This is a genomic window from Thermoleptolyngbya sichuanensis A183 (genome assembly GCF_013177315.1).
GTDB lineage: Bacteria > Cyanobacteriota > Cyanobacteriia > Elainellales > Elainellaceae > Thermoleptolyngbya > Thermoleptolyngbya sichuanensis.
On the sequence record NZ_CP053661.1, the window covers coordinates 1666847 to 1690978 of the forward strand.

Annotated in this window: 23 protein-coding genes and 4 pseudogenes; 12 read left to right on the forward strand and 15 right to left on the reverse strand. The window is 55.5% G+C overall.

The window, feature by feature from the left end; translation table 11 throughout:
• Window positions 1-8: 8 nt before the first annotated feature.
• The 3 genes and pseudogenes from HPC62_RS07020 to HPC62_RS07030 form a co-directional block, all read right to left on the reverse strand.
• Window positions 9-1655, reverse strand: a complete 1647-nt coding sequence (locus HPC62_RS07020; protein ID WP_172354365.1) for a glycoside hydrolase family 3 N-terminal domain-containing protein — start codon at window positions 1653-1655, stop codon at window positions 9-11.
• A 234-nt stretch (window positions 1656-1889) separates the two neighbouring features.
• A pseudogene (gene rbfA / locus HPC62_RS23390) lies at window positions 1890-2261 on the reverse strand (30S ribosome-binding factor RbfA); the annotation flags it as partial.
• 103 nt (window positions 2262-2364) lie between these two features.
• Window positions 2365-2559, reverse strand: coding sequence for a DUF751 family protein (locus HPC62_RS07030; protein ID WP_172354367.1), 195 nt, complete (start codon window positions 2557-2559; stop codon window positions 2365-2367).
• A 96-nt stretch (window positions 2560-2655) separates the two neighbouring features.
• On the opposite strand from HPC62_RS07030, the gene HPC62_RS07035 reads away from it, so the two are divergent.
• Window positions 2656-3486 carry a DNA adenine methylase gene (locus HPC62_RS07035; RefSeq protein WP_225906696.1) on the forward strand — a complete coding sequence of 277 codons (831 nt, stop codon included), beginning with the start codon at window positions 2656-2658 and terminating at the stop codon, window positions 3484-3486.
• A gap of 306 nt (window positions 3487-3792) precedes the next feature.
• Here the strand turns inward: HPC62_RS07035 and HPC62_RS07040 are convergent, their stop codons facing one another.
• From HPC62_RS07040 to HPC62_RS07075, 8 genes and pseudogenes are all read right to left on the reverse strand, one after another.
• Window positions 3793-4914 (reverse strand): MFS transporter, encoded by a 1122-nt coding sequence (locus tag HPC62_RS07040; RefSeq protein ID WP_172354369.1) that lies wholly within the window; start codon window positions 4912-4914, stop codon window positions 3793-3795.
• 23 nt (window positions 4915-4937) lie between these two features.
• A complete protein-coding gene (gene moeB / locus HPC62_RS07045; protein ID WP_172354370.1) occupies window positions 4938-6113 on the reverse strand; it encodes a molybdopterin-synthase adenylyltransferase MoeB in 1176 nt (391 codons plus the stop codon).
• 758 nt (window positions 6114-6871) lie between these two features.
• Entirely contained in the window at window positions 6872-7099 is a 228-nt protein-coding gene (locus HPC62_RS24280) for a helix-turn-helix domain-containing protein (protein WP_205370243.1), read from the reverse strand.
• Between the two features lie 373 nt (window positions 7100-7472).
• On the reverse strand, window positions 7473-7961 hold the full coding sequence (locus HPC62_RS07055) for a Mov34/MPN/PAD-1 family protein (protein ID WP_172354372.1): 489 nt from the start codon (window positions 7959-7961) through the stop codon (window positions 7473-7475).
• Between the two features lie 75 nt (window positions 7962-8036).
• Window positions 8037-8851 (reverse strand): annotated as a pseudogene (locus tag HPC62_RS07060) (IS5 family transposase).
• A 178-nt stretch (window positions 8852-9029) separates the two neighbouring features.
• A complete protein-coding gene (locus tag HPC62_RS07065; protein ID WP_172353244.1) occupies window positions 9030-10343 on the reverse strand; it encodes an NF041680 family putative transposase in 1314 nt (437 codons plus the stop codon).
• 306 nt (window positions 10344-10649) lie between these two features.
• Complete coding sequence (locus HPC62_RS07070; RefSeq protein ID WP_172354374.1) at window positions 10650-11222, reverse strand: TVP38/TMEM64 family protein; 573 nt, start codon at window positions 11220-11222, stop codon at window positions 10650-10652.
• Window positions 11223-11340: 118 nt separating this feature from the next.
• Window positions 11341-12429 carry a DMT family transporter gene (locus HPC62_RS07075; RefSeq protein ID WP_172354375.1) on the reverse strand — a complete coding sequence of 363 codons (1089 nt, stop codon included), beginning with the start codon at window positions 12427-12429 and terminating at the stop codon, window positions 11341-11343.
• A gap of 482 nt (window positions 12430-12911) precedes the next feature.
• On the opposite strand from HPC62_RS07075, the gene HPC62_RS07080 reads away from it, so the two are divergent.
• The 7 genes and pseudogenes from HPC62_RS07080 to HPC62_RS07110 form a co-directional block, all read left to right on the forward strand.
• Window positions 12912-13094, forward strand: a complete 183-nt coding sequence (locus HPC62_RS07080; RefSeq protein ID WP_172354376.1) for a CsbD family protein — start codon at window positions 12912-12914, stop codon at window positions 13092-13094.
• Window positions 13095-13337: 243 nt separating this feature from the next.
• Window positions 13338-13823: a hypothetical protein gene (locus tag HPC62_RS07085; RefSeq protein ID WP_172354058.1), complete on the forward strand. Its 486-nt coding sequence runs from the start codon at window positions 13338-13340 to the stop codon at window positions 13821-13823.
• A 121-nt stretch (window positions 13824-13944) separates the two neighbouring features.
• A complete protein-coding gene (locus HPC62_RS07090; RefSeq protein WP_225910615.1) occupies window positions 13945-14463 on the forward strand; it encodes a hypothetical protein in 519 nt (172 codons plus the stop codon).
• Between the two features lie 460 nt (window positions 14464-14923).
• Complete coding sequence (locus tag HPC62_RS07095) at window positions 14924-15424, forward strand: helix-turn-helix domain-containing protein (protein WP_172354232.1); 501 nt, start codon at window positions 14924-14926, stop codon at window positions 15422-15424.
• Window positions 15425-15444: 20 nt separating this feature from the next.
• Window positions 15445-15810, forward strand: a complete 366-nt coding sequence (locus HPC62_RS07100) for a hypothetical protein (RefSeq protein ID WP_172354377.1) — start codon at window positions 15445-15447, stop codon at window positions 15808-15810.
• An 84-nt stretch (window positions 15811-15894) separates the two neighbouring features.
• Window positions 15895-17208 (forward strand): NF041680 family putative transposase, encoded by a 1314-nt coding sequence (locus HPC62_RS07105; protein WP_172353244.1) that lies wholly within the window; start codon window positions 15895-15897, stop codon window positions 17206-17208.
• 107 nt (window positions 17209-17315) lie between these two features.
• Window positions 17316-18071: pseudogene (locus HPC62_RS07110) on the forward strand (ISKra4 family transposase); the annotation flags it as partial.
• A 398-nt stretch (window positions 18072-18469) separates the two neighbouring features.
• On the opposite strand, the gene HPC62_RS07115 reads toward HPC62_RS07110, so the two are convergent.
• Together HPC62_RS07115 and petP are read right to left on the reverse strand one after the other, a co-directional pair.
• Window positions 18470-19567: a Get3/ArsA fold putative tail anchor-mediating ATPase NosAFP gene (locus HPC62_RS07115; RefSeq protein ID WP_172354378.1), complete on the reverse strand. Its 1098-nt coding sequence runs from the start codon at window positions 19565-19567 to the stop codon at window positions 18470-18472.
• Window positions 19568-19575: 8 nt separating this feature from the next.
• Window positions 19576-19770 carry a cytochrome b6f subunit PetP gene (gene petP / locus HPC62_RS07120; RefSeq protein WP_172354379.1) on the reverse strand — a complete coding sequence of 65 codons (195 nt, stop codon included), beginning with the start codon at window positions 19768-19770 and terminating at the stop codon, window positions 19576-19578.
• 199 nt (window positions 19771-19969) lie between these two features.
• Between petP and hisF the strand changes: the two genes are divergently transcribed.
• Both hisF and HPC62_RS24285 read left to right on the forward strand, forming a co-directional pair.
• Complete coding sequence (gene hisF / locus HPC62_RS07125; RefSeq protein ID WP_172354380.1) at window positions 19970-20737, forward strand: imidazole glycerol phosphate synthase subunit HisF; 768 nt, start codon at window positions 19970-19972, stop codon at window positions 20735-20737.
• A gap of 190 nt (window positions 20738-20927) precedes the next feature.
• On the forward strand, window positions 20928-21263 hold the full coding sequence (locus HPC62_RS24285) for a hypothetical protein (RefSeq protein ID WP_205371513.1): 336 nt from the start codon (window positions 20928-20930) through the stop codon (window positions 21261-21263).
• Between the two features lie 27 nt (window positions 21264-21290).
• Here HPC62_RS24285 and HPC62_RS07135 read toward each other — a convergent pair whose 3' ends face one another.
• Window positions 21291-21668, reverse strand: a complete 378-nt coding sequence (locus tag HPC62_RS07135; protein ID WP_172354381.1) for a DUF423 domain-containing protein — start codon at window positions 21666-21668, stop codon at window positions 21291-21293.
• Between the two features lie 258 nt (window positions 21669-21926).
• Here HPC62_RS07135 and cysS point away from each other — a divergent pair, with 258 nt between their 5' ends.
• Window positions 21927-23399, forward strand: a complete 1473-nt coding sequence (gene cysS, locus HPC62_RS07145; protein ID WP_172354384.1) for a cysteine--tRNA ligase — start codon at window positions 21927-21929, stop codon at window positions 23397-23399.
• 173 nt (window positions 23400-23572) lie between these two features.
• On the forward strand, window positions 23573-23860 hold the full coding sequence (locus HPC62_RS07150) for an MSMEG_0570 family nitrogen starvation response protein (RefSeq protein WP_172354386.1): 288 nt from the start codon (window positions 23573-23575) through the stop codon (window positions 23858-23860).
• A 62-nt stretch (window positions 23861-23922) separates the two neighbouring features.
• Here the strand turns inward: HPC62_RS07150 and HPC62_RS07155 are convergent.
• A pseudogene (locus HPC62_RS07155) lies at window positions 23923-24108 on the reverse strand (response regulator transcription factor); the annotation flags it as partial.
• Window positions 24109-24132: the final 24 nt, after the last annotated feature.

Sequence of the window (24132 nt, forward strand, 5' to 3'; positions counted from 1 at the left end):
CAACTAGCTCAATCGACTAGCAAGGTTTGCAGGGCGATCGACTGGGCCTGCGCCATCTGCCCATAGGTGAACACATAGGGAACCTCAACGGGTAACTGCGGCAAAAACTGCTCCAGGATATACGGACTGCCGTAGACCACCAGCCCCGCCAACTGCTGCGTGTCTAGCAAATGCTGAAACCACCCTGCTGCAAGCTGGCTCAGTCCAGCGCTGCCGCGAAACGGGTTGCCCCGCACAAAGAGTTGCAGCAGTGTGGGCGTGGGCGACGGTTCCTGAAGCGCTAGACCGGCCGGTGTGTGCCCATCGACGATTTCCACCCGAAAGCCGCGCTGTCTGGGGAGGGCGATCGCTGGCGCGGTGCGGTTCAAAAACTCTCGCTCCAGCACATCATCCAGCACAATGAGCGTGCGGCGCGGCGCGGCAAGGGTCAGATTCTGCAACCGGGAGCGCGTAGGCACATGAACCCGCATCGACCCTTGCAGCAGGTCGGTCGCCAAGTGCTGGGTTTGGGGTTGGGCCAGATGCGCCATCAGCGGCTCGATGTCGAACCCAGCAGGCGGCAAATTTTCCCAGGCGTGGGACGTGCCGCCCGTGGGCATTTGGGGACGCAGCTTGCGCTTGGCCTGCTGAATGCGGGCGAGGGAGTCCTGAATCCGCGCTGGGGCAATGCGACCCGACGCGACAGCATCGCAGACGGCCTGAATTGCGCCCTCTGGGTCAGCAGGCATTAGCAAAATGTCGGCTCCCGCTTCCACGGCCAGCACGGCGGCTTCGTTGGGGCCATAGTGATTGGCGATCGCTCCCATGACCAGCGCATCCGTTGAAACCAGCCCGTCAAAGCCCAGGCGATCGCGCAGTTGCCTGGTCAAAATCCGGCGCGACAGCGTGGCGGGCCAGCGTTCATCCAGCGCCGGAATCAGCAGGTGGGCGCTCATGATGGAATCGACCCCCTGGGCGATCGCCGCCTGAAACGGAGGAAATTCAACCTGCTCTAGTCGAGTCAATCCGTGGGGGATCAGCGGCAAATCTAGATGCGAATCGGTGGCCGTGTCGCCGTGGCCGGGGAAGTGCTTGGCACAGGTCAGCACCGGAAACTGCTGTGCGCCTCGAATAAAGGCGGTGGCCAGCTTGCTGACGATCTCTGGTGTATCGCCAAAGGCCCGCACGTTGATCACTGGATTCGCCGGGTTGTTGTTCACATCCACCACTGGAGCCAGCACCCAGTTAATGCCCACGGCAAGGGCTTCCTGCGCCAGGGCCGCGCCCATCGCCTCGGCATCGCGCAAGGCCGCAGGCAAATCCCGCTTGGCAAGTTCACCCAGCGCCATCGGCGGGGGAAACCAGGTCGCGCCTGCAAATCGCTGCCCCACGCCCTCTTCCACATCGGCAGCAATCAGCAGCGGCAACTCTGCCCAAGACTGGAGCCAGTGCGATCGCCCGGCCACCTCCGCCGCACTGCCGCCCAGCAAAATCACACCACCCACGCCCAAATCCTCCACCCAGTAGCGCAGTGTTTCCAGGGGTGGCTCCCAGGCGGGATACTGAATCTGATGGTCAAACCAGTAGCCGGAGGCTCGCACGACCACCATCTGCGCCACCTGCTGCGGCAGCGACAGGTCTTCCCACTGGGGACGAAGCTGGGCGCGAGTCGTCATGAAACCGGGCTAAAAATTGGGCTAATCCTCAGCGCGAATGAGGGAATTGTCCTCATCCTCATCCAGTTCGTCATCGAAGTCATCATCGAGTTCGTCGGCAAATTCGTCGTCCAGTTCGTCGTCGAACTCGTCATCTAGTTCATCCTCTAGTTCGTCGTCGAGTTCATCGTCAAATTCATCTTCCGGTTCGTCGGAAAAGTCTGACTCAGCCCGGTTCTCAGACGACTGGAGGGCTTCCAAAGTCTCTGGCTTGCGCTCGGCGCTGAGGCGGTTAAGCAACGACAGGACTTGAGTGCCCCGCTCGATGGAGCGATCTTCCACAAACACAACTTCCGGCGTGCGACGCAGGCGAATCCGCTGACCCAGCGTGCTGCGGACATAACCCGTAGCAGACTTTAGCCCCGCCATCGTCTCTGCGCGGGCCTCGTCCGAACCGTAAATACTGACGAAGATCTTGGCGTGCTGCAAATCTCCCGACACATCGACCTCGGTAACACTGACCATGCCCACGCCAACGCGATCGTCCTTGATGCCAGAGATCAGAAGCTGGCTCACTTCGCGCTTGATTAATTCTGAGACGCGGGAAACCCGCCGATCGGTTGCCATAGGGTTGCAAAAGAATCAGGGTTCATGGGTGAAGGAGCGGGGTCAGGGATCAGGCGGTATCTGGTGATTGCGACCTAGCACCCGACACCGAGCGTCTGAATCCCTAAAGCTCCAGCATAGCGCGGAGGGTAAAGGCAATGAAGGCGAAGCCAGAGAGGAGCAGAAGAGACGTGGCGATCGCCGTCGTGGGCCTTTGAAACAGCGGCAACAGCGGCTTGACGAATGTGTATAGCACGCCCAGCGAAAAGCTAATTAAATAGCGGGGGTAGCGAGAAACGTTGGTAAAAAAGTCCTGCATTGGAGTTGCAAATAAGAAAATGCGCCGAAATTTTTCTCGTCATCTATTCTAATGGGTAATTTCATCTGTACCCGCACCGTCTCCCCGGATAGTTCCTTGGTTACTAGCGTTTCGCCCACTCTCTTGCCGCGCCCCTTTCTCAAGTGGGCCGGGGGCAAGGGACAACTGATTTCGCAATATCTCCCCTACTTTCCCGATTCCTTTGAAACCTATCACGAGCCGTTTTTGGGGGGCGGCGCGATTTTTTTTCGGCTGCAACCGGCGCGGTCGGTGCTGATGGATATTAACGATGAGCTGGTGAACGTCTATCGCTGTGTGCGCGATCGCGTGATGGATGTGATAGTGCTGCTGGAAGAACACCAGCTTCATCACGGTCAGGACTATTACTACTGGGTGCGGAGCAATCCGGGAACGACGGATGTGGAGCGGGCGGCACGGCTGATCTACCTGAACCGAACCTGCTTTAACGGACTATACCGAGAGAACTCGCGGGGTCAGTTCAACGTGCCGATGGGGCGCTACAAAAACCCTAAGATTTGCCACGTAGACTTGCTGCAAGCAGCGGCGATCGCCCTCCGCCACACGGAACTATTCGCCCATCCCTTTGAGATGGTGCTGGAACACGCCCGCACGCCGCAGGATTTTGTCTACCTCGACCCGCCCTACTACCCCATCAGCGCCACCAGCCGCTTCACGTCTTACAACCGCTACGCCTTTAACCGAGACGACCAAATTCGCCTGCGGGATGTGTTTGCAGAACTGGCGCGGCGCGGGGTCAAGGCAATGCTGTCCAACTCTGACTGCGAGTTTATCCGCGACCTCTACGCAGACTTTCCCACCCACACCATCACTGCCGCCCGCTCAATCAACTCCAACGCCCGTCGCCGGGGAAAAATTACCGAAGTGTTGGTGACTTCTTATCGCTAGCTGGTTTGTCGCCAGATTTAACCAGCCAGATTTAACCAGATTTAAAAAGAAAAACGGGGCAAGCCCCCTTAGCCCCGTTTCTCAAACAAGAGGTGCCTGTCATCAGGCAACTGAGAGTTAACCTCTATGCTTCTTAGAATAATCGCTGAAACAGAGCTAAAACCTCACCCAACTTGCGTAAAACTATCTGCTCATCCTGGAGGATCTGACTGGGCGACCGCCCCTCACCCAGGAGTAGGAGAAGGCTTGCGGGCCCACAGCAGCGCGATCGCCACCAGCAGCGCCGCCGCACCCAGCAGCGACAGCCTACCCAGGCTGAGTGACAGCAGACCCGCCTGCAACGCATTTTGCAGGAGATTGGCCGCCGAAACGCCGCCGAGGTATAGCCCCACGCCCAGCCCAGCACGGCTCACGGGCACTTGGGCAAGGGCTACAGGCAAGCCGCCGTTTTGAATCAGCGCCAGCGCCAAAATCAGCACTAGAATACCCAGCGCTACAATCGCCGCCGAGGGCACCAGCCCCCACAGCGTCGCCACCAGCACTGCCCCCACTACGCCAGCCGTCAGGGCTAGTCGATTGCCCAGGCGAGTGGCGATCGCCCCCAAGGGCACGGCAACGACGGCAATGGCGATCGCCACCCAGAGCATGATTTGATTCGAGTTTTGACCCGGCAGATGGGTCGAGGTCATGCCGCGCACCGCATCCATCATTAGCCGCTGCCCCCCAGCCCAGACAAAGCCCCACCGCCGCCAAAAAGCTGAGGCTGCCCAGCGAGGGCAACGGTGACGCATCCGTGGCGATCGCCCCTGACAGGGTGAAGGAAACTGGCGCATCCAGCCGCCTCAGCAGCGCCGCCGCCAGCAGCAGCACTGTAGATCCCACCAAGAAAGTGGCCAGCGGCCCCAGGTTCAAGATCATCTGGTTGACCACAGGCACCAGAGTCCCCACAATGCCACTGGCCACCGTGAGGAAGCTGGCGGCCAGCGGCAGATGCGAAACCGTCGTGTAGTGCCCTAAAAGCGACAGCACGGGACTATGAAACACCGTCATCGCCAGCGACCACGCCACCAGCACGAACAGCATCAGACCCCGCAGCGCCGTGCCCGTGTCCAGCACCGTGATGCCAGGAATCGCCAAAAAGAGCGCCGCCGTTAACACGACCCCGACGGCAATGAAGGGGAAGCGGGTGCCCGTCCAGCGCTGCGCCCGGTCAGACAGGCTCCCCATGAGCGGCTGGAAGGCGATCGCCAGCGCATTTTCCAGGGCGGCGATCGCCACCCCCAGGCTGATCGGTAGCCCAAATTGCTCCAGCAGTTGAGGGACGTAGGCTCCATACATCACCCACATCAGCGTAATAGCCGACTGCACTGCAGCCAGCCCCAAAACCTGCCGCCACAAAACGGGCGATCGCCCCACGGGAGAGGTCATCGGTTGACCTAGTGTTCCATGACCTAGTATTCCGGCACGGAGGGATCAACCTCGCGGCTCCAGGCAGTAATGCCGCCCTTCACATTGATGCCGTCGATCCCGGCCCGCTCTTTCAAAATCGCCAGCGCCTTGGCCGAGCGCCCGCCCATCTTGCAGTGGGCAATCAGCTTGTGCCCGTTCAGCAACTCCTGCACCTTGGCCACGCCGTCGCCGTTTTCAATTTCCGGCAGCGGAATCAGCGTCGTACCGGGAATTTTGGCAATTTCGTATTCATTGGGATTGCGAACATCAATCACCACGTAGCCATCTGCACCACTGTCGAGCAGTTGCTTTAGCTCAGTCACGGTCATTTCCTGCATTTCAGACTGTTGCTGTGCTTCCATTGCTTTGGCCTGGGGAATTCCACAAAACTCTTCGTAGTCGATCAGTTTCTCAATCACCGGACGCTCTGGATTGGGGCGCAGCTTTAGCTCTCGGAAGGTCATGTTAAGCGCGTTGAACAGCAGCAGCCGCCCGTTCAGGGTTTGCCCCTGCCCCAGAATAATCTTCACCGTTTCCGTCGCCTGGATCACGCCAATAATGCCAGGGAGAATGCCCAGCACGCCACCCTCGGCGCAGGAGGGCACCAGACCCGGTGGTGGGGGTTCGGGATAGAGGTCGCGGTAGTTGGGCCCGTCCTGGTAGTTAAACACCGTCGCCTGCCCCTCAAACCGGAAGATAGAGCCGTAGACATTGGGCTTGCCCGACAGGACACAGGCATCGTTCACCAGATAGCGCGTTGGGAAGTTGTCGGTGCCGTCTACCACAATGTCGTAGGGTTCCATAATGCTCAACGCATTCTCGGAACTGAGGCGGGTTTCGTAAAGATCCACCTGGCAGTAGGGGTTGATTTCCAAAATCCGGTTTTTGGCGGACTGAATTTTAGGTTTGCCGACCCAGGAGGTGCCGTGAATCACCTGCCGTTGCAGGTTGGAGTGATCCACCACGTCAAAATCTACAATGCCGATGCGGCCAATGCCCGCCGCCGCCAGGTACAGCAGCAACGGGGAACCTAGCCCACCTGTACCGATGCAGAGAACACTAGCCGCTTTCAGCCGCTTTTGTCCCTCTACACCGACCTCCGGCAGGATCAGGTGTCTGGAATATCGTTCGTAGTCGTCTTTGGTTAACTGGATCTCGTCCAGATTGGGATTGAGCATAGGGGTTTGGGTATCAGGGTTTAGAGGTTAGGAGCTAGGACAGGATATTAAGGTTTTTGGGTAACGGAGTGATAGATTCAGGCGGAATGAGGAAGGATTTAGATTTATCTTCCTCATGTCTGTTCCTCCTTAAAACTAATTCAATCGATTCGTCGGAATCTTTTCAATCTTTTCATCAGACTACGACTCCAATACTCCAAAATATTCCAACATCCCGCTACACTTCATCTCGACATCACAATTATTCAGAACAGATTATAGGACTTACACAGTTGGACGATTTCTCGCGGGCGCAGCCCGCGAGAAATCGTCCAAAACCCAGAAAACTTAATCGCAAGTGCGTAAGTACTCTGTAAATTAAGTATCTGACGGTTTTACTCCCACTGGTGCAGGTCGAATGTTGTCGTAGTGACGACTAAGTTTGCTCCTGGCAGTTTCAGCTAGACGGTTTCCCGTTCAGGGTTTAATTGCCGCTAACAAGGCACAAGAGCCATTTTTTTCATAACTGTAGTGTTCTTTGTAGACATGACCCGCTTGCATCAGCAACGGGGCAACCACCTCACCGATGAGGAAACAGGGACGCTCATCGAAGCAGACTACCGGGTAGGCAGGGTCATAAGGTTGGGCGTACAACCAAAGGATCTGTTCCATTTGAGCAATAAAGCGGCTATCCAATTGACCCAGACACCACGTCTGCTTGAGGTGAGGCTTCAACTCGTTTTTTTGAAAATCTTCGCGACTTGCGTATGTGAAATACTCTAGCAATAGTTCAGTTCAACCGCCTTATCCGCCAGCAGACGCAAGTCCCAGCGGTCATGACCGACTGGGGCTTCACTACAGGCTAAAGCCGTAATATTGGCTCGTTGCTCACCATCAAACTCGATTGGACGACCCGAGCGGGGCTTGTCATGCAGCATCTGCAATCCTTCCTGTTCATAGCGCTCGCGCCATGCCTGCACCGTCGTCTCTGAGACACTTAAGGTCATCGCAACGGCACTTACGGGTTTGCCTCGGTCAAGTTCCAGTAAACCAGTTGCCTGCTTAAACTGCCGGGCTCCCAGTTGACCCTTACGCAACAAATTCTTTAGGTAATCGCGGTCGGTTGGACGCAGTTCGACTTGGCACTTTTTCATCTCTACTCAACTAACAATAGGACTGTGAACAGTCTACTACTCACTCGCTTGAGTCCAAAAAACTTAATTTACAGAGTAGTAAGTCCTAAGAGCTAATTTATGAAGCAAATCTTAAGAAGCCTGAAACTCTTGGCATGTGTGGCTTTGAGGTCATGTTTGCCCAGGAAAAGCGGTTTCTCGGAAATCCTTGATTAACAAGGCTTTCAGGCTCCTTTACAAATTAGCTCTAAGATGATTCAGAATAGATGAGGGGTTCTGCCTGAAAGGCATGGTCTTGATCCAAATTCCAGGATAGTAAATCCTGGGCGCTTCTTTGGGAAACAGACACGATGATATAGGAATAGTGTGGCCAGGCGATCGCCCGGTCGCATTCTGAGGGCACAGCGGGATGGTCGGGATGGGAGTGATACACGCCGATAATGTCGAGCTGGCGATCGCGCCCATATTTCATCGCAGCCAGCATTTCTTGGGGATCAATCCAGTAGCGATCGCGCTTGCTGTTTGCGAGTTGAGGCTGGCTCAGCAGGTCTGAAATCAGCGCAGCGGCTTCTGGGTTCCAGGCATTTTCAGCCGTCCACAGTTCTACCACCGTCCGAATCGTTTCGTCGCCTGTCGATGCTGTCTGTCCTAGCAGCAGCCCACAGCATTCTTGCGGGTAGGTTTGTTCGGCATGGGCGCGGATCGCCTGCCAGTGGGCTTTGGCTAAATGCAGCATCGGTTGCAATGGGTTTAGGGATTGCTCAAACCAGCGTGTGAATACTTGCTTGTTTAGAGCTGATTTATAAAGTAGCTAAGCTGCCAAGCGCTTGAGCATCAATTGAATCATGGCACCGTAGATCATGGCTTCACTCATTTCGCAATACAATTCGTAGTCTTTGCTCAAGCGTCGATAGCGATTCAACCAGCCAAAAGTTCGCTCCACAATCCAGCGCTTAGGCAGAATTTCAAACGACTTGGAGGTTCGTTTGATGACTTCTACGCGGACAGGTTCCCCACAGACCTGTTGGACTGCATGGGCAAACTTCTTGCTGCTATACCCCTGGTCTACCCACACCACCTCAAGCCGGGAGAGTTTATCGCTGGCTTCATCGAGCGTGACCACGGCTCCAAGCCGTTCTGAGGCATTCGCTTCGGTGACTAATACCCCAATTAAAAGCCCTTGGGAGTCTACAACGAGGTGGCGCTTACGCCCCTTAACCTTTTTGCCACCGTCGAAACCGTAGATGCCCCCCTTTTTTCGGTGGTCTTGACCGATTGGGAATCAGCAATTGCCACACTGGAGTCTATGGTTCTGCCCATTTTCTGCCGCAGGTCTGCTCGGCGTTGGTCGTGCATCTGCTGCCAAATCCCCTTGCGATGCCATTTGCAAAAGTAGAAGTACACCGTTGTATACGGGGGAAGGTCATGCGGTAGCATTTCCCACTGGCATCCAGTACGCTGCACGTAGAAGATTGCGTTGAGGATTTCTCGAAAGTCCACTTCACGGGGACGACCAAAGCCTTTACCGGCAGGTATCAGCGGTTGCAAAACGCTCCATTCTGCATCTCTCATATCACTGGGATAGGCTTTGCGCTTGGGATTGGCGATTTCCGGTAGGCGACTCATAGGCGGGCTTCAGAAGCATCTCTTTCAGACTAAAGTTCACCCTCAGGTTCGCCTGCCTCTATTTACTTTAGTTTGGACTAACTGGCATCACAATAATGCTCAACAGGATGCCATAAAGAATCTGCTCAACCGTTCATAACAGTTGAACTTAAGGAATTGGATACAATCCTGCTCGCAGTTAAGCTGCTGTTGCAACCGGACTGTTCAGGGATTGTTCGGATGTCTTGCGTTTCGAGGCTCGTTTTTTGACCATCGGATAGCAGGGACGAGGAGTTGGCTTGTGCCCCTTGCCTCGTCCTGGCGATTTACCACGAGGTTTAGGCGCAGGAGCAGGGGTGCCAATCGCTGCCAAAATGCCTGCAAACGCTTGTGCGACCCGACCCGGAGTCAACGTTTCTTGCGGTGCCTGCCAGGGCAAGGGGTGGTCAGTACAGTCCTTTCGCGCTAACCACAACTGCCAACTGAGCAACGGCATCAGGCTGCTCCACTGTTCGGTTGCCGATACAGAACTGAACTGGGGATGTGTCCAATATAGCCTCTGCTTGGCAAAGCGATACCAGTGTTCAATGGCAAAGCGACGGAGGTAGTGCAACCACAGGGTTTCTAACGGAGGCATCTGCTCACCCAGCCAAACTAACCACAAAGGAGCCAAGCGTCGCGTGCTGCTCTGTGTCTCCAGCACCTCCACGCGCAACACTTCCATTGCCCGTTTGGGGGATTTGCGGAAATGGTATGCACTCCAACGACTGACCCGCACTCGTCCCCAGTTGGGATCATCGACTTCAACGGTTTCGACCGGGACACTCCAAGTGTCAGGGTCATTGAGTTTCATCTTATGTCCATGCTTGGCAGGTGCGCCTCGCCCTCGATACGCTGGGGGCGCGCCATAGACACATCGATTGGATGTAACCCGCAGCAGCAAGTCTGCCTCAATCCCTGCCGTTTGGTTGACAAAACTGGCATTGCCGTACCCTCGGTCGTAGATCGCCAACGGACGCACCGCTAACTGCCGAGTCACTTGTTTGAGTTGGAATGCCGCTTTACTGGCGGGTGTTTCAAAGCTGGTGATGCGCTCATGCCGCAATGGTAATGCCCAACTGCCCCTGTCTTCAGCAATCCAGGCTAAGGTACTGTAGTTTTGTCCGGCTATCGGGGCATGTCCTGTTCTGCCTGATAAGGTGCGGTCTTTCAAACGCCTGGCAGCAGGACGGTTCCACCGACTCGCATCACCTGCCAACAACGGTTGCTGCTGAGTCGGTATCTGCTGCACCAACAGCTTCAGCACCTTTGATCGGGGTAGGCGGCTATCGCGCAACGCTTCATAGGTGCTCGACCACTGGCGACGAAAGACAGGACTCTGCGATAGCCTCACAAACGACACGATGCACGCACTCACTAACACGGCATCCATCAGATCAAACAGGGCATCTCTGGCGTTTCCCAAGCTGGCATACAACGTTTGGCGAAATTGCTGAAGTTCGTTGAAAATCATGGGGTCAATGTTGGTTGTACTTCATTGACCTTACGGCAGTCGGTGCTTCTCATTGACTGCCTTCCTCTTCACCATTAGTCCAAACTAAAGAGCGCGAGAAATCGTCCAAAATTCAGAAAACCCATCGCAAGTGCGTAGATCCTGGCCCAATGACCTGTAAAAGACTTGAGGGAACCCACAAGCCTCCTCAAGTCTTGTGGCATTTATGGGTCTTCGATACATCTTCAATACTGGGTCATACAGGGTCAGGTGACCCGCTCTTGGCAATCCAAAATCGCCAATCCAAAATCCAAAACCAAATTGCCGCTACGCAATCAGGGCTTCTAGAAGGCTCGTGCCGACGTAGATATAAAAGCCAACAAGCACGGCCGCAGCAGGAACCAGCGCCAGGAAAAAGTGGAAGTAGTCGATCTTGGTGAGGCCAATGGCGTAGCTCACGACATCCTGACCCAGCAGCATAATCAGTGCCATATAAAGGACGCTGTGATGCCCCTTTAGGCGAGCCACAAACGCATCCAGTTCCTCAATCTCATCTTTGCCCACCAGTCGCACTGCAACCCGGCGACCGTAGCGACGGGAAATCCAATAATTTATGCTGCACCCGATCAGCGACGCGATGAAGCTCAGCACAAAGGCAGTTTCTTTGCCAAACAGCGCCCCACCCGCAATAAAGATGGAACTGCCGCTAAGCGGGGCAGCAATCAAGCTCGCCGCACAGACAACCGTGAACAGGAGTGGGGCCCAAGGGCCGGCGCGTTCAACCCAGAGGTGGGCATTCTCTAGCCCGATGAGCTTGAAGGCAAACGCCATGACGGCATAGGCGATCGCCAGCGAAAGCAGAGCCACCAGCAGCTTTTTCAGCCTGGGCGAAAGTTTCATGGATCGAACGGCTCCAGAGGCTTAGCATCTTGAACCTCTTCACCGTACTTAACAATTCCCGCCAGCGTCAACAGGCTTGAAGGAGAACCAGCACAGCAATAGCGCTGAGACCGCCCCACTAATCCCTAGCTCCTTCCAGGCGCGATCGCCGATGCGCTGCAATTTTTTCATTCACCGCTTCGATTTCGGCTTCAATCTCGGCCTCCAGTTCCGCCGCCAGCGAGGTCGCAGCCTTTTCCACTGCCGCAGGCTGAAACTTCGCTGCCAGCACCTCACGCTGGTTGATCAGGTAAATACTCACCAGCGTCAGCCCTACCCCGACCCACTGTACCGGATTCAGCACTTCAGACAGGAACAGGTTGCCAAATAGCAGCGCAAAAACAGGCGTGAGGAACGTCAGGGAACTGAGGCTAGTCAGGTTGCCGCTGGCTGCGAAATAGAAGAACAGTCCATAGGCGATCGCACTGCCAAAAATCGTGGAATAGCTCATCGCCATCCAGTCTGTCCAGCCAAGCTGCTGCCACTGATTCGTTTCCCCCAGCGCCGACAGCACAAACAGCGGAATGCCACCCAGCACCATATGCCAGCCCGTCGCCGCCACCGGGTCGGCATGGCGCGACACATAGCCCATCATCACCGTGCCTACCGCCATCGACAGCGCCGCCATCAGCATCAGCCATTGCCCGTTTTGAAACAGGTCGTGCAGCAGGCTTGCGCCCAGAGCTGGGGAAAAACTGCCGTGCAGCGCCGCCTGGATTACGCCCTCTGGCAACCCTAGCAGGCTAATCCCCACCACGCCAAACAGCAGCCCCAGCCAGCCAAAGCCCCCCACTCGCTCGCCAAAAAGGAACCGCGCCATCAGCGCCACCGCCAAGGGCTGCGAGTCGATCATCACCGACCCCAGACCCGCGCCCGTCCGCACCAGTCCCTCAGCCAAAAAACCCTGAAACAGCGCCGCATCCACCAGACCAAACAGCGCAATCCAGCCCCAGGCCTTCCACCCCTTCGGCTGCGATCGCCCCATTACTGCCGCCGCCAGCAAAATCAGCAGCCCCGCCGGTAGCACCCGAACCCCCGCCATGAATAGCGGCGTGGTTTGCGGAATCACGCCCTTCATCGCCACCATCGCCGTTCCCCACAGGAAAAACGGCGCAATCAGCAGCAGCGGCGACACAGACGCTCTCGACGGAGTAGAAGCTTGAGTCATGGGGGGCGATTTGCAGGGAGTGCGTTCAGTGGTTACATCAATTGAACCAATTGTAACTATTATGTACTTCTGTAACAAAACTGAACTGTATCGCGAGAGGCGGTTTTCAGGGGAACATTTCCTCACGCCATCCACCTCTTCACTCTCTTATTCTCAAGACTTACGCACTTGCGATAAGCTCTTTGGGTTTTGGACAATTTCTCGCGGGCTGTGCCCGCGAGAAATTGTCCAACTGCATAAGTCCTAATTCCTTCAGCCCTTTAACCTGCCTTCTCCCTACCGGACTAGAGCGCTGGGCAGATCCCTACGCCTCAAGACTCCCGCCCTGTGAGGGATGGAAGCTTTGGGAGAAGCGCCTATTGTGAAAGTGTTCGATTGATTCATGCACTGATTCGCCCGATGAATTGCCTGCTAAGCAGCACCGTGATTCGCGGTCAGATGCAGAGTCAAGACGTTAAACCGCACAACGAGGTACGAAAACTATGAGTATCGAAGATCGCGTGAAGGCAACTGCGAAAAACATCGAGGGTAAAGTGCAAGAAGCCGTCGGTGAAGTGACGGGCGATCCCAAGGACAAGGTGGAAGGTCACGCCAAGCAGGCCGAAGCCAAGGCTCGCCACACCACCGAAGACATCAAGGACGAAGTGAAGAAGGCGATTGACTAGTAGCGTCCTGCTCAGTGCCCTCTGAAAATACCCGGATGCCCAGTCCTTTTAGTGAGGGCTGGGCCTGGTTGACTGACAAAAGTTACCTGAAATCTGCTGAACAGCTTGTGGTGCGGTAGTTTCAGGGATTGGAGGAAGAAGTGGGGAGCCAGCGTTCTAAGCTTAGATACTACTCAAAAGCGTAGATGCTGTGAAAAAAACTCCCCCCTCTACAATGCCTTGAACGCTTGGCTGGGTCAATCGGTGCCCTGGGCTCATCGTAGCCATCTGACGACCTGCCTGTGGATGGTGGTGGCTTTGCTCCAGCGCGGAGAAATCAACCTGACTCGCTGGCTGCCCTATGTGCCGTGTCGAGGGGTGCAGGCACAAAGCAAACAACGACGGCTAAGCCGCTGGCTGCACAACAGTCGCCTGAACGTCCATCGCCTGTACAAGCCCCTGATTCAAGCGGCATTAGCCCATTGGGATGAGGATTGTTTGTACCTGAGCTTGGACACCTCGCTGTTTTGGGATGAGTATTGCTTGATTCGCCTAGCGGTGGTGCATCGAGGCCGGGCGTTGCCTGTGGTCTGGCGGGTGCTCCAGCACCGCAGTGCGTCCGTCGCCTTCAGTGACTACCGGGAGATGCTCCACCAAGCCGCCCATCGCTTGCCGGCGGGGGTAAAAGTGGTCGTCTTAGCCGACCGGGGCTTCATTCACACCGAGGCCATGAGCCGCCATAACCGCTGAACTCGGGTGGCACTACCGCATCCGCATCAAGCGGAATACTTGGATTTGGCGGGCGGGCCATGGATGGTGTCAATTGAAGGACATTCACCTTCAGCGCGGGGAGGCTCTCTGTTGGCACACCGTGAAGCTCCACAAAGGCGAGTGGTACGGGCCGGTGCATATCGCCTTTGGTCATAACAGCCTCAACGGCGAGTTTTGGACCATCGTCAGCGATGAACCCACCCACCTGCGCACCTTCGAGGAATACGGCTTGCGCTTCGACATTGAGGAGGCGTTTCTCGATGACCAATCCAACGGCTGGAATCTCCAGAAATCTGAAATTCGCTCCCTCTGCGCCCTATCCCGGCTTTGGTTCCTTTTGGCCGTCGCGACGCTCTACGTCACCGCTCAAGGTCTCGAGGTCGTCGCAACAGGCAAACGGCGATGGGTTGACCCCCATTGGTTTCGTGGCAATAGCTACTTCCGCATTAGATGGGATTGGCTGAAAGCCGCCCTAGAGAACGGGTGGCCACTCATCCGTCATGTCTGTTTCACTCATAACCGCGATCCTGAACCCGCGATGGCATCTCGCAAACAGCATGAGCAACGCACCTATCGAATCGAATTCAAAGTACACACGTACTGCTGTGTCGCCGATTAGTTTTGTCAGTCAACCAGGTTTTTAACTTCTTTGCTCTGAAATAAGTAAGTAGATAGACCACATTTAGAGCTAATTTATGAAGCAAATCTTAAGAAGCCTGAAACTCTTGGCATGTGTGGCTTTGAGGTCATGTTTGCCCAGGAAAAGCGGTTTCTCGGAAATCCTTGATTAACAAGGCTTTCAGGCTCCTTTACAAATTAGCTCTTACAGGATTAACGATTGAATTCTGCCAAGCTGCTAAGAGGGTGTTTGAAAAGGTATCGCCTGTAATGTTAAGCACTCAGAGATCCCCCCTAGCCCCCCTTAACAAGGGGGGAAACCGCCTTAAAGTCCCCCTTTTTAAGGGGGATTTAGGGGGATCTTGCACGCTTTGCTACAAATAGTAGGACTTTTCAAACATCCTCTAATATCAAATCTCCAAAGATCTGCTACATGTAAGAAGACGTTAGAGCGAGCCGCCATGAGTGGAGTCCTCAAAATCGATATCGCTGAAACAGCAGAAGAACTAAAAGCCGTCTTGGAACAACAGCAACGGTCATCACAGCGCCGTAAAGTACAGGTGTTGTGGTGGTTAAAAACCGGACAAGCGAAGAGCGTTGAGCAGTTAGCCCAACTGAGCGGTTGCCATCGCACGACCGTGTCTCGTTGGCTGAGCCAGTATCGACAGAGTGGACTCGAAGCGTTGGTGAAGGTGGCATCTCGCAGTGGACGACCGCGAGCGATTAGCGGTGAAGTCCTGGCATCTTTGGAGCGGGAACTGCAAGATCCAGAAGGCTTTAGCAGTTATGGAGCAGTGCAGCAGTGGCTCGCAGCGGTGCATGGTCAACCCGTCCCCTACAAGACGGTGCATAAGACGGTGCGCTATCGGCTCAAAGCGAAGCTCAAAGTGCCCCGTCCGGTGTCAAAGAAGCAGACTCCTGGGGCGTGCGAGTCCGTTCAGCAAACCTTGCAGCCCAGATAAGCCAGTCGATTCCGCCAGCCTTGAGACAACGCTACGGGGGGCGAATCCGCTATTGGTGCAGCGATGAGAGCCGCGTCGGACTGCTGACGGTTCAACATCGCAAGTTGACGGGCTTTGGGGTGCAGCCGATTGGTTCAGTTCAATGGGACTTTGTGTATCGGTGGCTGTACGGTCTAGTGGAACCGCTGAGCGGTGCATCGTGGATAGTCGAGTTTTCTCATCTCGACAGTTCCTGTTTTGAGGCGTTTTTGCACAGCTTTGCGGCTCAGTTCCCCGATGATTTACATCTGATTCAGGTGGATAATGCCGCAGCCCATACGGCTCAGACCCTGACGATACCGGACAATGTCATCTTGGTGTTTCAGCCGCCTTATTGCCCTCTTTAGTTTGGACTAATGGTGAAGAGGAAGGCAGTCAATGAGAAGCACCGACTGCCGTAAGGTCAATGAAGTACAACCAACATTGACCCCATGATTTTCAACGAACTTCAGCAATTTCGCCAAACGTTGTATGCCAGCTTGGGAAACGCCAGAGATGCCCTGTTTGATCTGATGGATGCCGTGTTAGTGAGTGCGTGCATCGTGTCGTTTGTGAGGCTATCGCAGAGTCCTGTCTTTCGTCGCCAGTGGTCGAGCACCTATGAAGCGTTGCGCGATAGCCGCCTACCCCGATCAAAGGTGCTGAAGCTGTTGGTGCAGCAGATACCGACTCAGCAGCAACCGTTGTTGGCAGGTGATGCGAGTCGGTGGAACCGTCCTGCTGCCAGGCGTTTGAAAGACCGCACCTTATCGGGCAGAACAGGACATGCCCCGATAGCCGGACAAAACTACAGTACCTTAGCCTGGATTGCTGAAGACAGGGGCAGTTGGGCATTACCATTGCGGCATGAGCGCATCACCAGCTTTGAAACACCCGCCAGTAAAGCGGCATTCCAACTCAAACAAGTGACTCGGCAGTTAGCGGTGCGTCCGTTGGCGATCTACGACCGAGGGTACGGCAATGCCAGTTTTGTCAACCAAACGGCAGGGATTGAGGCAGACTTGCTGCTGCGGGTTACATCCAATCGATGTGTCTATGGCGCGCCCCCAGCGTATCGAGGGCGAGGCGCACCTGCCAAGCATGGACATAAGATGAAACTCAATGACCCTGACACTTGGAGTGTCCCGGTCGAAACCGTTGAAGTCGATGATCCCAACTGGGGACGAGTGCGGGTCAGTCGTTGGAGTGCATACCATTTCCGCAAATCCCCCAAACGGGCAATGGAAGTGTTGCGCGTGGAGGTGCTGGAGACACAGAGCAGCACGCGACGCTTGGCTCCTTTGTGGTTAGTTTGGCTGGGTGAGCAGATGCCTCCGTTAGAAACCCTGTGGTTGCACTACCTCCGTCGCTTTGCCATTGAACACTGGTATCGCTTTGCCAAGCAGAGGCTATATTGGACACATCCCCAGTTCAGTTCTGTATCGGCAACCGAACAGTGGAGCAGCCTGATGCCGTTGCTCAGTTGGCAGTTGTGGTTAGCGCGAAAGGACTGTACTGACCACCCCTTGCCCTGGCAGGCACCGCAAGAAACGTTGACTCCGGGTCGGGTCGCACAAGCGTTTGCAGGCATTTTGGCAGCGATTGGCACCCCTGCTCCTGCGCCTAAACCTCGTGGTAAATCGCCAGGACGAGGCAAGGGGCACAAGCCAACTCCTCGTCCCTGCTATCCGATGGTCAAAAAACGAGCCTCGAAACGCAAGACATCCGAACAATCCCTGAACAGTCCGGTTGCAACAGCAGCTTAACTGCGAGCAGGATTGTATCCAATTCCTTAAGTTCAACTGTTATGAACGGTTGAGCAGATTCTTTATGGCATCCTGTTGAGCATTATTGTGATGCCAGTTAGTCCAAACTAAAGTTAAGTGCCAACGAATCGTTTCAAGATGCAGAGGATGACATCGTAGCCCTGACCGGGATGCGGGTCGGGCACTCGACCCAACAACGTCTGGTGGGGCGTCAGTCGTTCGAGTCTGCCGAGGCTAAACAAGGCGTCAGTGAGGTCAGCATTGATGGCGGCAAAGTCCGTCTGCGTGACCTGCTAGAGTCCGATAGCCCGTGGCGAGACTACAAAGCGGTGCGGGTGGAGGGGATTGATTACAACGCCTTCTTCCAAGACAATGACAGCTTGATTGATTATCTCAGCGCTCAACGCTTGCTCTCCCCACTGGTCTGTCTGGGCGATGGTCACGCTGGGGTGTGGAATCTGTTTGCTCAACTCACCACCGTTGAGACCCGTTGGGAAATCCTCGATTGGTACCATCTCAAAGAAAACCTCTACAAAGTCGGTGGGTCGCTCAAGCGCTTAGCAGCGGCGGAAATGCTGTTATGGCAAGGTCAAGTGGAAGCCGCCAGGGCCCTCTTTGCCGACTGTCGGCGCAAGCAAGCCCGCAATTTTGAAGCCTATCTGAGCACCCATCGCTCTCGCATCGTGAATTATGGGTTCTACCAGGCTGAGCAACTCTGTTCTATTGGATCAGGAGCCGTAGAATCGGCTGTCAAACAGATTGGGCGACGCCTCCAAATTTCGGGTGCTCGCTGGAATACGGCCTCCGTTAATGCCATGTTGAGTCTGCGCTGTGCCTACCTCAATGGACAGCTCGCCAGTTGACTGTTTCATCGAAAGTGGGATGCTCCTGCCGAGAGCTTCGGTTGATTGATTAACCAGTACAACAGCTCACTCAATCTGTCAATCTGTAGCACTTTAGAGCTAATTTATGAAGCAAATCTTAAGAAGCCTGAAACTCTTGGCATGTGTGGCTTTGAGGTCATGTTTGCCCAGGAAAAGCGGTTTCTCGGAAATCCTTGATTAACAAGGCTTTCAGGCTCCTTTACAAATTAGCTCTTAGAGCCAGTCCTAGGCAGTGTCTTAAAACTTTCTAGGTCGTTGATTGCCTTGAGTCGATCCCCCTAAATCCCCCTTATTAAGGGGGACCTCCGGAGTGGTTCGGCTCAGTTCCCCCCTTTTTAAGGGGGGCTAGGGGGGATCGAAGGGTTTTAAAACATGCCCTAGAACGAAATAATCAAAAAGCTGTCCTGAAACTTAGCGCCCGTCACCTGGCGGCCGCTGAGTTCGGGCGGCAGAGCGATATTGCGGCGCTGGTCGCCTGCTTCGACGGTGACTTCGGGGCCAGACTGAATGAGCTTCACCTGAGTTTTGTCGAAACCGGGAAGGAAAAGAGCCACCTTGCGCTCGGCAATATTGACGGCGATCGCCCTGGGAGCCTGACTTGCTTGGGTAAAGTCGGGCAGGGCCTCGATCAAAGGCTGCCAGTCTTGCCCTGGATAGTTTGGCAACGCAGTCACCGGGAGCGGCGCAAACTCTGGGGCGATCGCACTCCCGTCAGACGACTGATTGAGAATCACGCCGCCCACAGTCAACCCCACCTGCTGGGCGCTGCCCCAGAGATACTTGGCAGTGGCGATCGCCGCCGCATCCTGCGTCGTCACCAAATAGGCAGCAACACGGCTGGGATCATTGACCGCCGCTTTGCCCCGCTCCATGAGATTATTGCTCTGCTGCATCGCGGGCTGGTCAAACAAATCGCCCGACCAGTTCACATTTAGCACCGCAGCGGCGACGGGCTGCACAAAGGGCGACACAGCTTTCCACAGGTCAGAATCCGCCACCACCTTGCGGAAACGGCGAAAATACCAGGTGGCGATTTCCGGCATCCCCAGCATTCGCAGCGTAGACAAATCCCCCGCACCGTCGTACACGATAACCTCATACTTGCCACTGCCGTCAAATTCCCGCAGGGCATTCAGCGCCAGCGCTCCGTCCATTCCCGGCAGGATGCCCAACTCCTGACCGTAGACCGCTTTGAGAATCGGCGTGCGGAGGTACTGCGCTTCCTGACGCTTGAGTTCCTCCCAACTGGACTCCATCAGCGCGGTAGATTGCAGGTGGACGGCGCTCAGATTTGCGCCAATCTCCTGGGGCGTTGCGCCGACGGATGCACCCAGCAGCAGACCAAAGGCGGGGCCGGGGTCTTGTCCCACCAGCAGCGTCCGCTGACCCTGCAACGCGAATTGCTTTGCAGCGGCGATCGCCACAGTCGTCCGTCCGGTTCCGCCTTTGCCCAAAAACGTCAGGATGAAACTCATGCGTCTCCCTAAGAAACGACCTCTAGCTCGTCTTCAAAAAACCAGGTGGAAAACTTGTCATCAAACTGCACAACGACCCCCACGCCGCTGCCATCCGTCATTTTGAAATCTTGAACCTCGCCCACTTGCCCCAGGTGCTTCACGACGGCTTGACCCGTGCGATCGCGCAACCGACGAACCCGAACCTTTTGACCAATTTGCATCTCGACACTCAACGATCGGCAAACAATTAGCCAGTGTATCAGTCTATTGCGCTGTATTGCGCCCCATTTAAGCGATATTGTGGTGACTTGGTGGCGCTTTTTCTCAGACCAGCGCAGGGCTGAAGTTTGGGCAGAGAAATTTCGTCGAATGTTTGCTGAATTTTTGTGGACTCTTCAATATCTTCAATAGGCGATCGCAATGCTGGCAAAACGAATCTTGCCTTGCCTGGATGTGAAGGCGGGGCGCGTGGTGAAAGGCGTGAACTTTGTCAACCTGCGGGATGCGGGCGACCCCGTGGAACTGGCGCAAGTCTACAACGATGCCGGAGCAGATGAGCTAGTGTTTCTAGACATCACCGCCACCCACGAAGACCGCAACATCATCTATGACGTGGTGTATCGCACGGCGGAGCAGGTGTTTATTCCGCTGACGGTGGGCGGCGGCATTAGCTCCCTAGACACGATCAAGCAACTGCTGCGGGCAGGGGCCGATAAGGTGAGCATCAATTCCTCAGCTGTGCGCGACCCAGATTTTATCAACCGGGCGAGCGATCGCTTTGGCAATCAGTGCATCGTCGTCGCCATCGATGCGCGACGGCGAACCGATCCCAACAATCCCGGCTGGGATGTCTATGTGCGCGGCGGGAGAGAGAATACGGGGCTGGATGCGCTCACCTGGGCCAAGGACGTGGAACAGCGCGGCGCGGGGGAACTGCTGGTGACCAGTATGGATGCAGACGGCACGCAGGCGGGCTATGACCTGGAACTGACGCGGGCGATCGCCGAACAGGTGCAGATTCCAGTCATTGCCTCCGGCGGGGCAGGCACCTGCGCCCACATCCATGAAGCGCTGACCGAGGGCAAGGCAGAGGCGGCGCTGCTGGCTTCCCTGCTACACTACGGCCAGCTTACGGTTGCCGAGATTAAGGAGTATTTGAAGGGACAGCAGGTGACGGTTAGGGGGTGATGGGAAGAACGAAAAACGAAAAACGAAAAACGAACCTCTTCCCTCTTCGTTCTTCCCTCTTCGTTCTTCCCTCTTCCCTCTTCCCTCTTCGTTCTTCCCTCTTCCCAAAATCTCTAGGTTACCTTAAGAGACACTTTTCTGAGGAACTGTTACAATGTGAAATATTACAAAACGTTACATTCCTATAAGAATGATTTTTATCCTGTTCATCGTCGTAGCGCTGGTGGCATGGGCACTGCACCTCATGCAGGAGGCGCTTGACCGTAAAGAGTTTTCGCTGATGCTGGCGGGCTTTTTGGTTTCGATGGCGGCAGCGGCGCTGGTCGCGGTGTATTTCCTGGTGGGTCATTTCGTCGGCTACATGGATCAGATGTCCCAACGAGCCGAGTGGACAGAACAGTATTACGAAACCGCCGAGTTTGTGTTTCCCAGCGAACTGATTGTGGAAGAACCAATTGTGAACTATGCAGGAATGACCGACGCAGCCCGACGCTTCCAGGGCGCGATTTCTGCGGTTCACCCCTGAGCTTGTCTGAGCTTTGCAGCGCAGGTTTTACTTTAAGCTAAGGGCGGCGATCGCCAAGCAGCCCCAGCCCACCATCAGCGCAGTGCCCCCAATTGGCGCAACGGCTCCCAGCACTTTCACACCGCTAAGGCTGAGGGCGTAGAGGCTGCCAGAAAAGATCAGCGTCCCTGCAACAAATGCCCATCCCGCCGCGTTCAGCCAGCCTAGCCCCGCCTCAGCCCGCAGCAGCAATAGCCCCACCAGGAGCAGCGCTAGCGCGTGATACATCTGATAGCGCGTGCCCGTTTCAAAAATTTCCAACATACGATCGCTCAGTTTGGGCCGCAGCGCGTGGGACCCGAAGGCTCCAGCAGCCACAGACAGCCCGCCGAGAATAGAGGCGATCGCCAGAAAGATTTGGCTCATAGACATCTGGTTCATAAGTTCTAGCTGAAAACTCAATACAATTCCTCGATACACGCCTCGGATCGATTCTTCCAAGCGACGCTATCTAAATGGCACTAAGAACGAACTGCTAAAAGCCCCGCACCAACTAGCAATCCAAAATCCACACCAATTGAATCCACACCAATTGCACCGTAGCAGGTTCTCAGCGTTTGGCTCAAGCGCGGCTCTATCTGCAATACAATTTGATGGTTTATATGTCCTGCGATAAAGCCTTCCATGTCTCTCCGTTTGTATAACACCCTGACGCGACGAGTCGAGCCGTTTGAGCCGCTGGAACCCGGCGTGGTCAGGATGTATGCCTGCGGCGTGACGGTATACGACTATTCGCATGTGGGCCATGCGCGGAACTATATCGCCTGGGACACGCTGCGGCGCTATCTGCTGTGGCGCGGCTACGCGGTGAAATACGTGCAAAATTTCACCGATATTGACGACAAAATCATTCGGCGATCGCACCAGGAAAACGTGCCCTGGAACGTCATCACCGAAACCTATATCCAAGCATACCTGGACGACATGGATCGGCTGAACATCCGCCGCGCCGACGTATATCCCAAGGCCACCGAAGTTGTGCCGCAGATCGTCGAGTTCATCCAGTCGCTAATCGATCGCGGCTATGCCTACGAATCCGGCGGCGACGTATACTACGCTGTCGAAAAATTTCCCAGCTACGGCAAACTGTCGGGGCGCAGGCTCGACCAGATGGAAGCCGGGGCCAGCGGCCGCGTCGATGAGGAAGCGGCGAAAAAGCACCATCCTCTAGATTTTGCCCTGTGGAAGGCGGCAAAGCCCGGTGAGCCGGAGTGGGATTCGCCCTGGGGCAAGGGACGACCCGGCTGGCATATCGAATGCTCGGTGATGGTGCGCGAGGAACTGGGCGACAGCATCGACATCCACACGGGCGGGCAAGACCTAATCTTTCCGCACCATGAAAACGAGATCGCCCAGTCGGAGGCGGCGCTGGCCAAGCCCCTGTCGCGCTTCTGGCTGCACAACGGCTTTGTGAATATCAGTGGCGAAAAAATGTCCAAATCGCTGGGCAACTTCACCACGATTCGCCAGATGCTAGAGAGCGGCTTTGACCCGATGGTGCTGCGGCTGTTTGTGCTGCAAGCGCAGTATCGCAAGCCGATTGACTTTACCGAAGAGGCGATCGCCTCTGCCCAAAACGCCTGGGACACGCTGACGGAGGGTCTGCGGTTTGGCTATCGACACGGCGCAGCGCTGGGCTTTGCGGCTGAGATTGGGGCGGACTCTGGCGACCCAGCAACGATGAAAATTTCTGCTGAAAGTGAGGCAGTGCAACGGTTTCAGGCGGCGATGGACGACGACCTGAATACGCCCGTGGCGCTGGCGGTGCTGTTTGAACTGGCCAAAGAGTTGCAAAAAGAGGGCAACCGCCTCACCCACGACGGCAAAACCCTGGCAGAACCCGCCGCACTGAAAGCCCAGTGGCAAACGCTGGTGGCGCTGGCAGAGGTGCTGGGGCTGACCGTTTCGCCAGACGCAGCACCGGAACCCGATGGACTCAGCGATGCAGAAATCGAAGCGCGGGTGCAGCAGCGGGCGGCGGCAAAACAGGCGAAAAACTGGGCTGAGGGCGATCGCATTCGAGACGAGCTAAAAGCCCAGGGCATCACGCTCATCGACAAACCCGGCGGCGTAACAGAGTGGATTCGGGGAAGCTGAAGTGTTTCGAGGCGGGTACTTTATCTGTGTCCTGAACTCCGCGATACAGATAAAAGCAGATGAATGCGGTACGAGTACGATAGGAGAGACGCTGAATGCCTAGCTCGATCGCTCGACCGGCCGCTTCAGCCCAGTCTCCAAATTTCCCCCTTCTCACCCCTGACCCTTCACCAATGCCAGAGCTTCGTTTTCAGATTGAGTGGCCAGACGGCTCCCAGGAGCTTTGCTATTCGCCGTCCCTGGTCATTAAGGACTACTTTACCCCAGATCAGGTTTATCCTTTGGCAGACTTTTTGGAGCGATCGCGCACCGCGCTGCACATTGCCAGCGATCGCGTCCAGGCCAAATATGGAATGCCCTGTAGCCTCGCCCTGGGGCAGCTTTCCAAACTTGAGCAAAAGGCGACGCAGTATGCCGAACTTCCAGAACCGCAGGTCAAGGTGCTGAAATTCGTAGAGTAACAGAGCCGCAGAGTAACAGAACCGTGGAGTAACAGAACTAACCTTGTACCCGCGATTTTGCATTAGACCAGGTGTTGTTGAATCGCGGCTAATACGGCTTGAGTGCGATCGCGCACTTCTAGCTTTTGCAAGATCGAGTGAACATGGACGCGCACGGTTCCTGGTGTGATGTAAAGCGTACCCGCAATTTCCTGATTATTCTTTCCCTTAGACATTAGCGAGAGAATCTCCAGTTCGCGCTGAGTCAACCCAGCCGTCGAGGGCAGAGGCGG

Coding starts and splice junctions, on each gene's coding strand:
- HPC62_RS07020 (WP_172354365.1), bottom strand. CDS start 1,655: ATGACGACTCGCGCCCAGCTTCGTCCCCAGTGGGAAGACCTGTCGCTG.
- HPC62_RS07065 (WP_172353244.1), bottom strand. CDS start 10,343: ATGATTTTCAACGAACTTCAGCAATTTCGCCAAACGTTGTATGCCAGC.
- HPC62_RS07070 (WP_172354374.1), bottom strand. CDS start 11,222: ATGAAACTTTCGCCCAGGCTGAAAAAGCTGCTGGTGGCTCTGCTTTCG.
- petP (WP_172354379.1), bottom strand. CDS start 19,770: ATGCAAATTGGTCAAAAGGTTCGGGTTCGTCGGTTGCGCGATCGCACG.
- HPC62_RS07030 (WP_172354367.1), bottom strand. CDS start 2,559: ATGCAGGACTTTTTTACCAACGTTTCTCGCTACCCCCGCTATTTAATT.
- HPC62_RS07115 (WP_172354378.1), bottom strand. CDS start 19,567: ATGAGTTTCATCCTGACGTTTTTGGGCAAAGGCGGAACCGGACGGACG.
- HPC62_RS07080 (WP_172354376.1), top strand. CDS start 12,912: ATGAGTATCGAAGATCGCGTGAAGGCAACTGCGAAAAACATCGAGGGT.
- HPC62_RS24285 (WP_205371513.1), top strand. CDS start 20,928: ATGATTTTTATCCTGTTCATCGTCGTAGCGCTGGTGGCATGGGCACTG.
- HPC62_RS07040 (WP_172354369.1), bottom strand. CDS start 4,914: ATGACCTCTCCCGTGGGGCGATCGCCCGTTTTGTGGCGGCAGGTTTTG.
- HPC62_RS07055 (WP_172354372.1), bottom strand. CDS start 7,961: ATGCTGCATTTAGCCAAAGCCCACTGGCAGGCGATCCGCGCCCATGCC.
- HPC62_RS07135 (WP_172354381.1), bottom strand. CDS start 21,668: ATGAGCCAAATCTTTCTGGCGATCGCCTCTATTCTCGGCGGGCTGTCT.
- HPC62_RS07150 (WP_172354386.1), top strand. CDS start 23,573: ATGCCAGAGCTTCGTTTTCAGATTGAGTGGCCAGACGGCTCCCAGGAG.
- HPC62_RS24280 (WP_205370243.1), bottom strand. CDS start 7,099: ATGACCTTAAGTGTCTCAGAGACGACGGTGCAGGCATGGCGCGAGCGC.
- hisF (WP_172354380.1), top strand. CDS start 19,970: ATGCTGGCAAAACGAATCTTGCCTTGCCTGGATGTGAAGGCGGGGCGC.
- HPC62_RS07105 (WP_172353244.1), top strand. CDS start 15,895: ATGATTTTCAACGAACTTCAGCAATTTCGCCAAACGTTGTATGCCAGC.
- cysS (WP_172354384.1), top strand. CDS start 21,927: ATGTCTCTCCGTTTGTATAACACCCTGACGCGACGAGTCGAGCCGTTT.
- HPC62_RS07095 (WP_172354232.1), top strand. CDS start 14,924: ATGAGTGGAGTCCTCAAAATCGATATCGCTGAAACAGCAGAAGAACTA.
- moeB (WP_172354370.1), bottom strand. CDS start 6,113: ATGCTCAATCCCAATCTGGACGAGATCCAGTTAACCAAAGACGACTAC.
- HPC62_RS07075 (WP_172354375.1), bottom strand. CDS start 12,429: ATGACTCAAGCTTCTACTCCGTCGAGAGCGTCTGTGTCGCCGCTGCTG.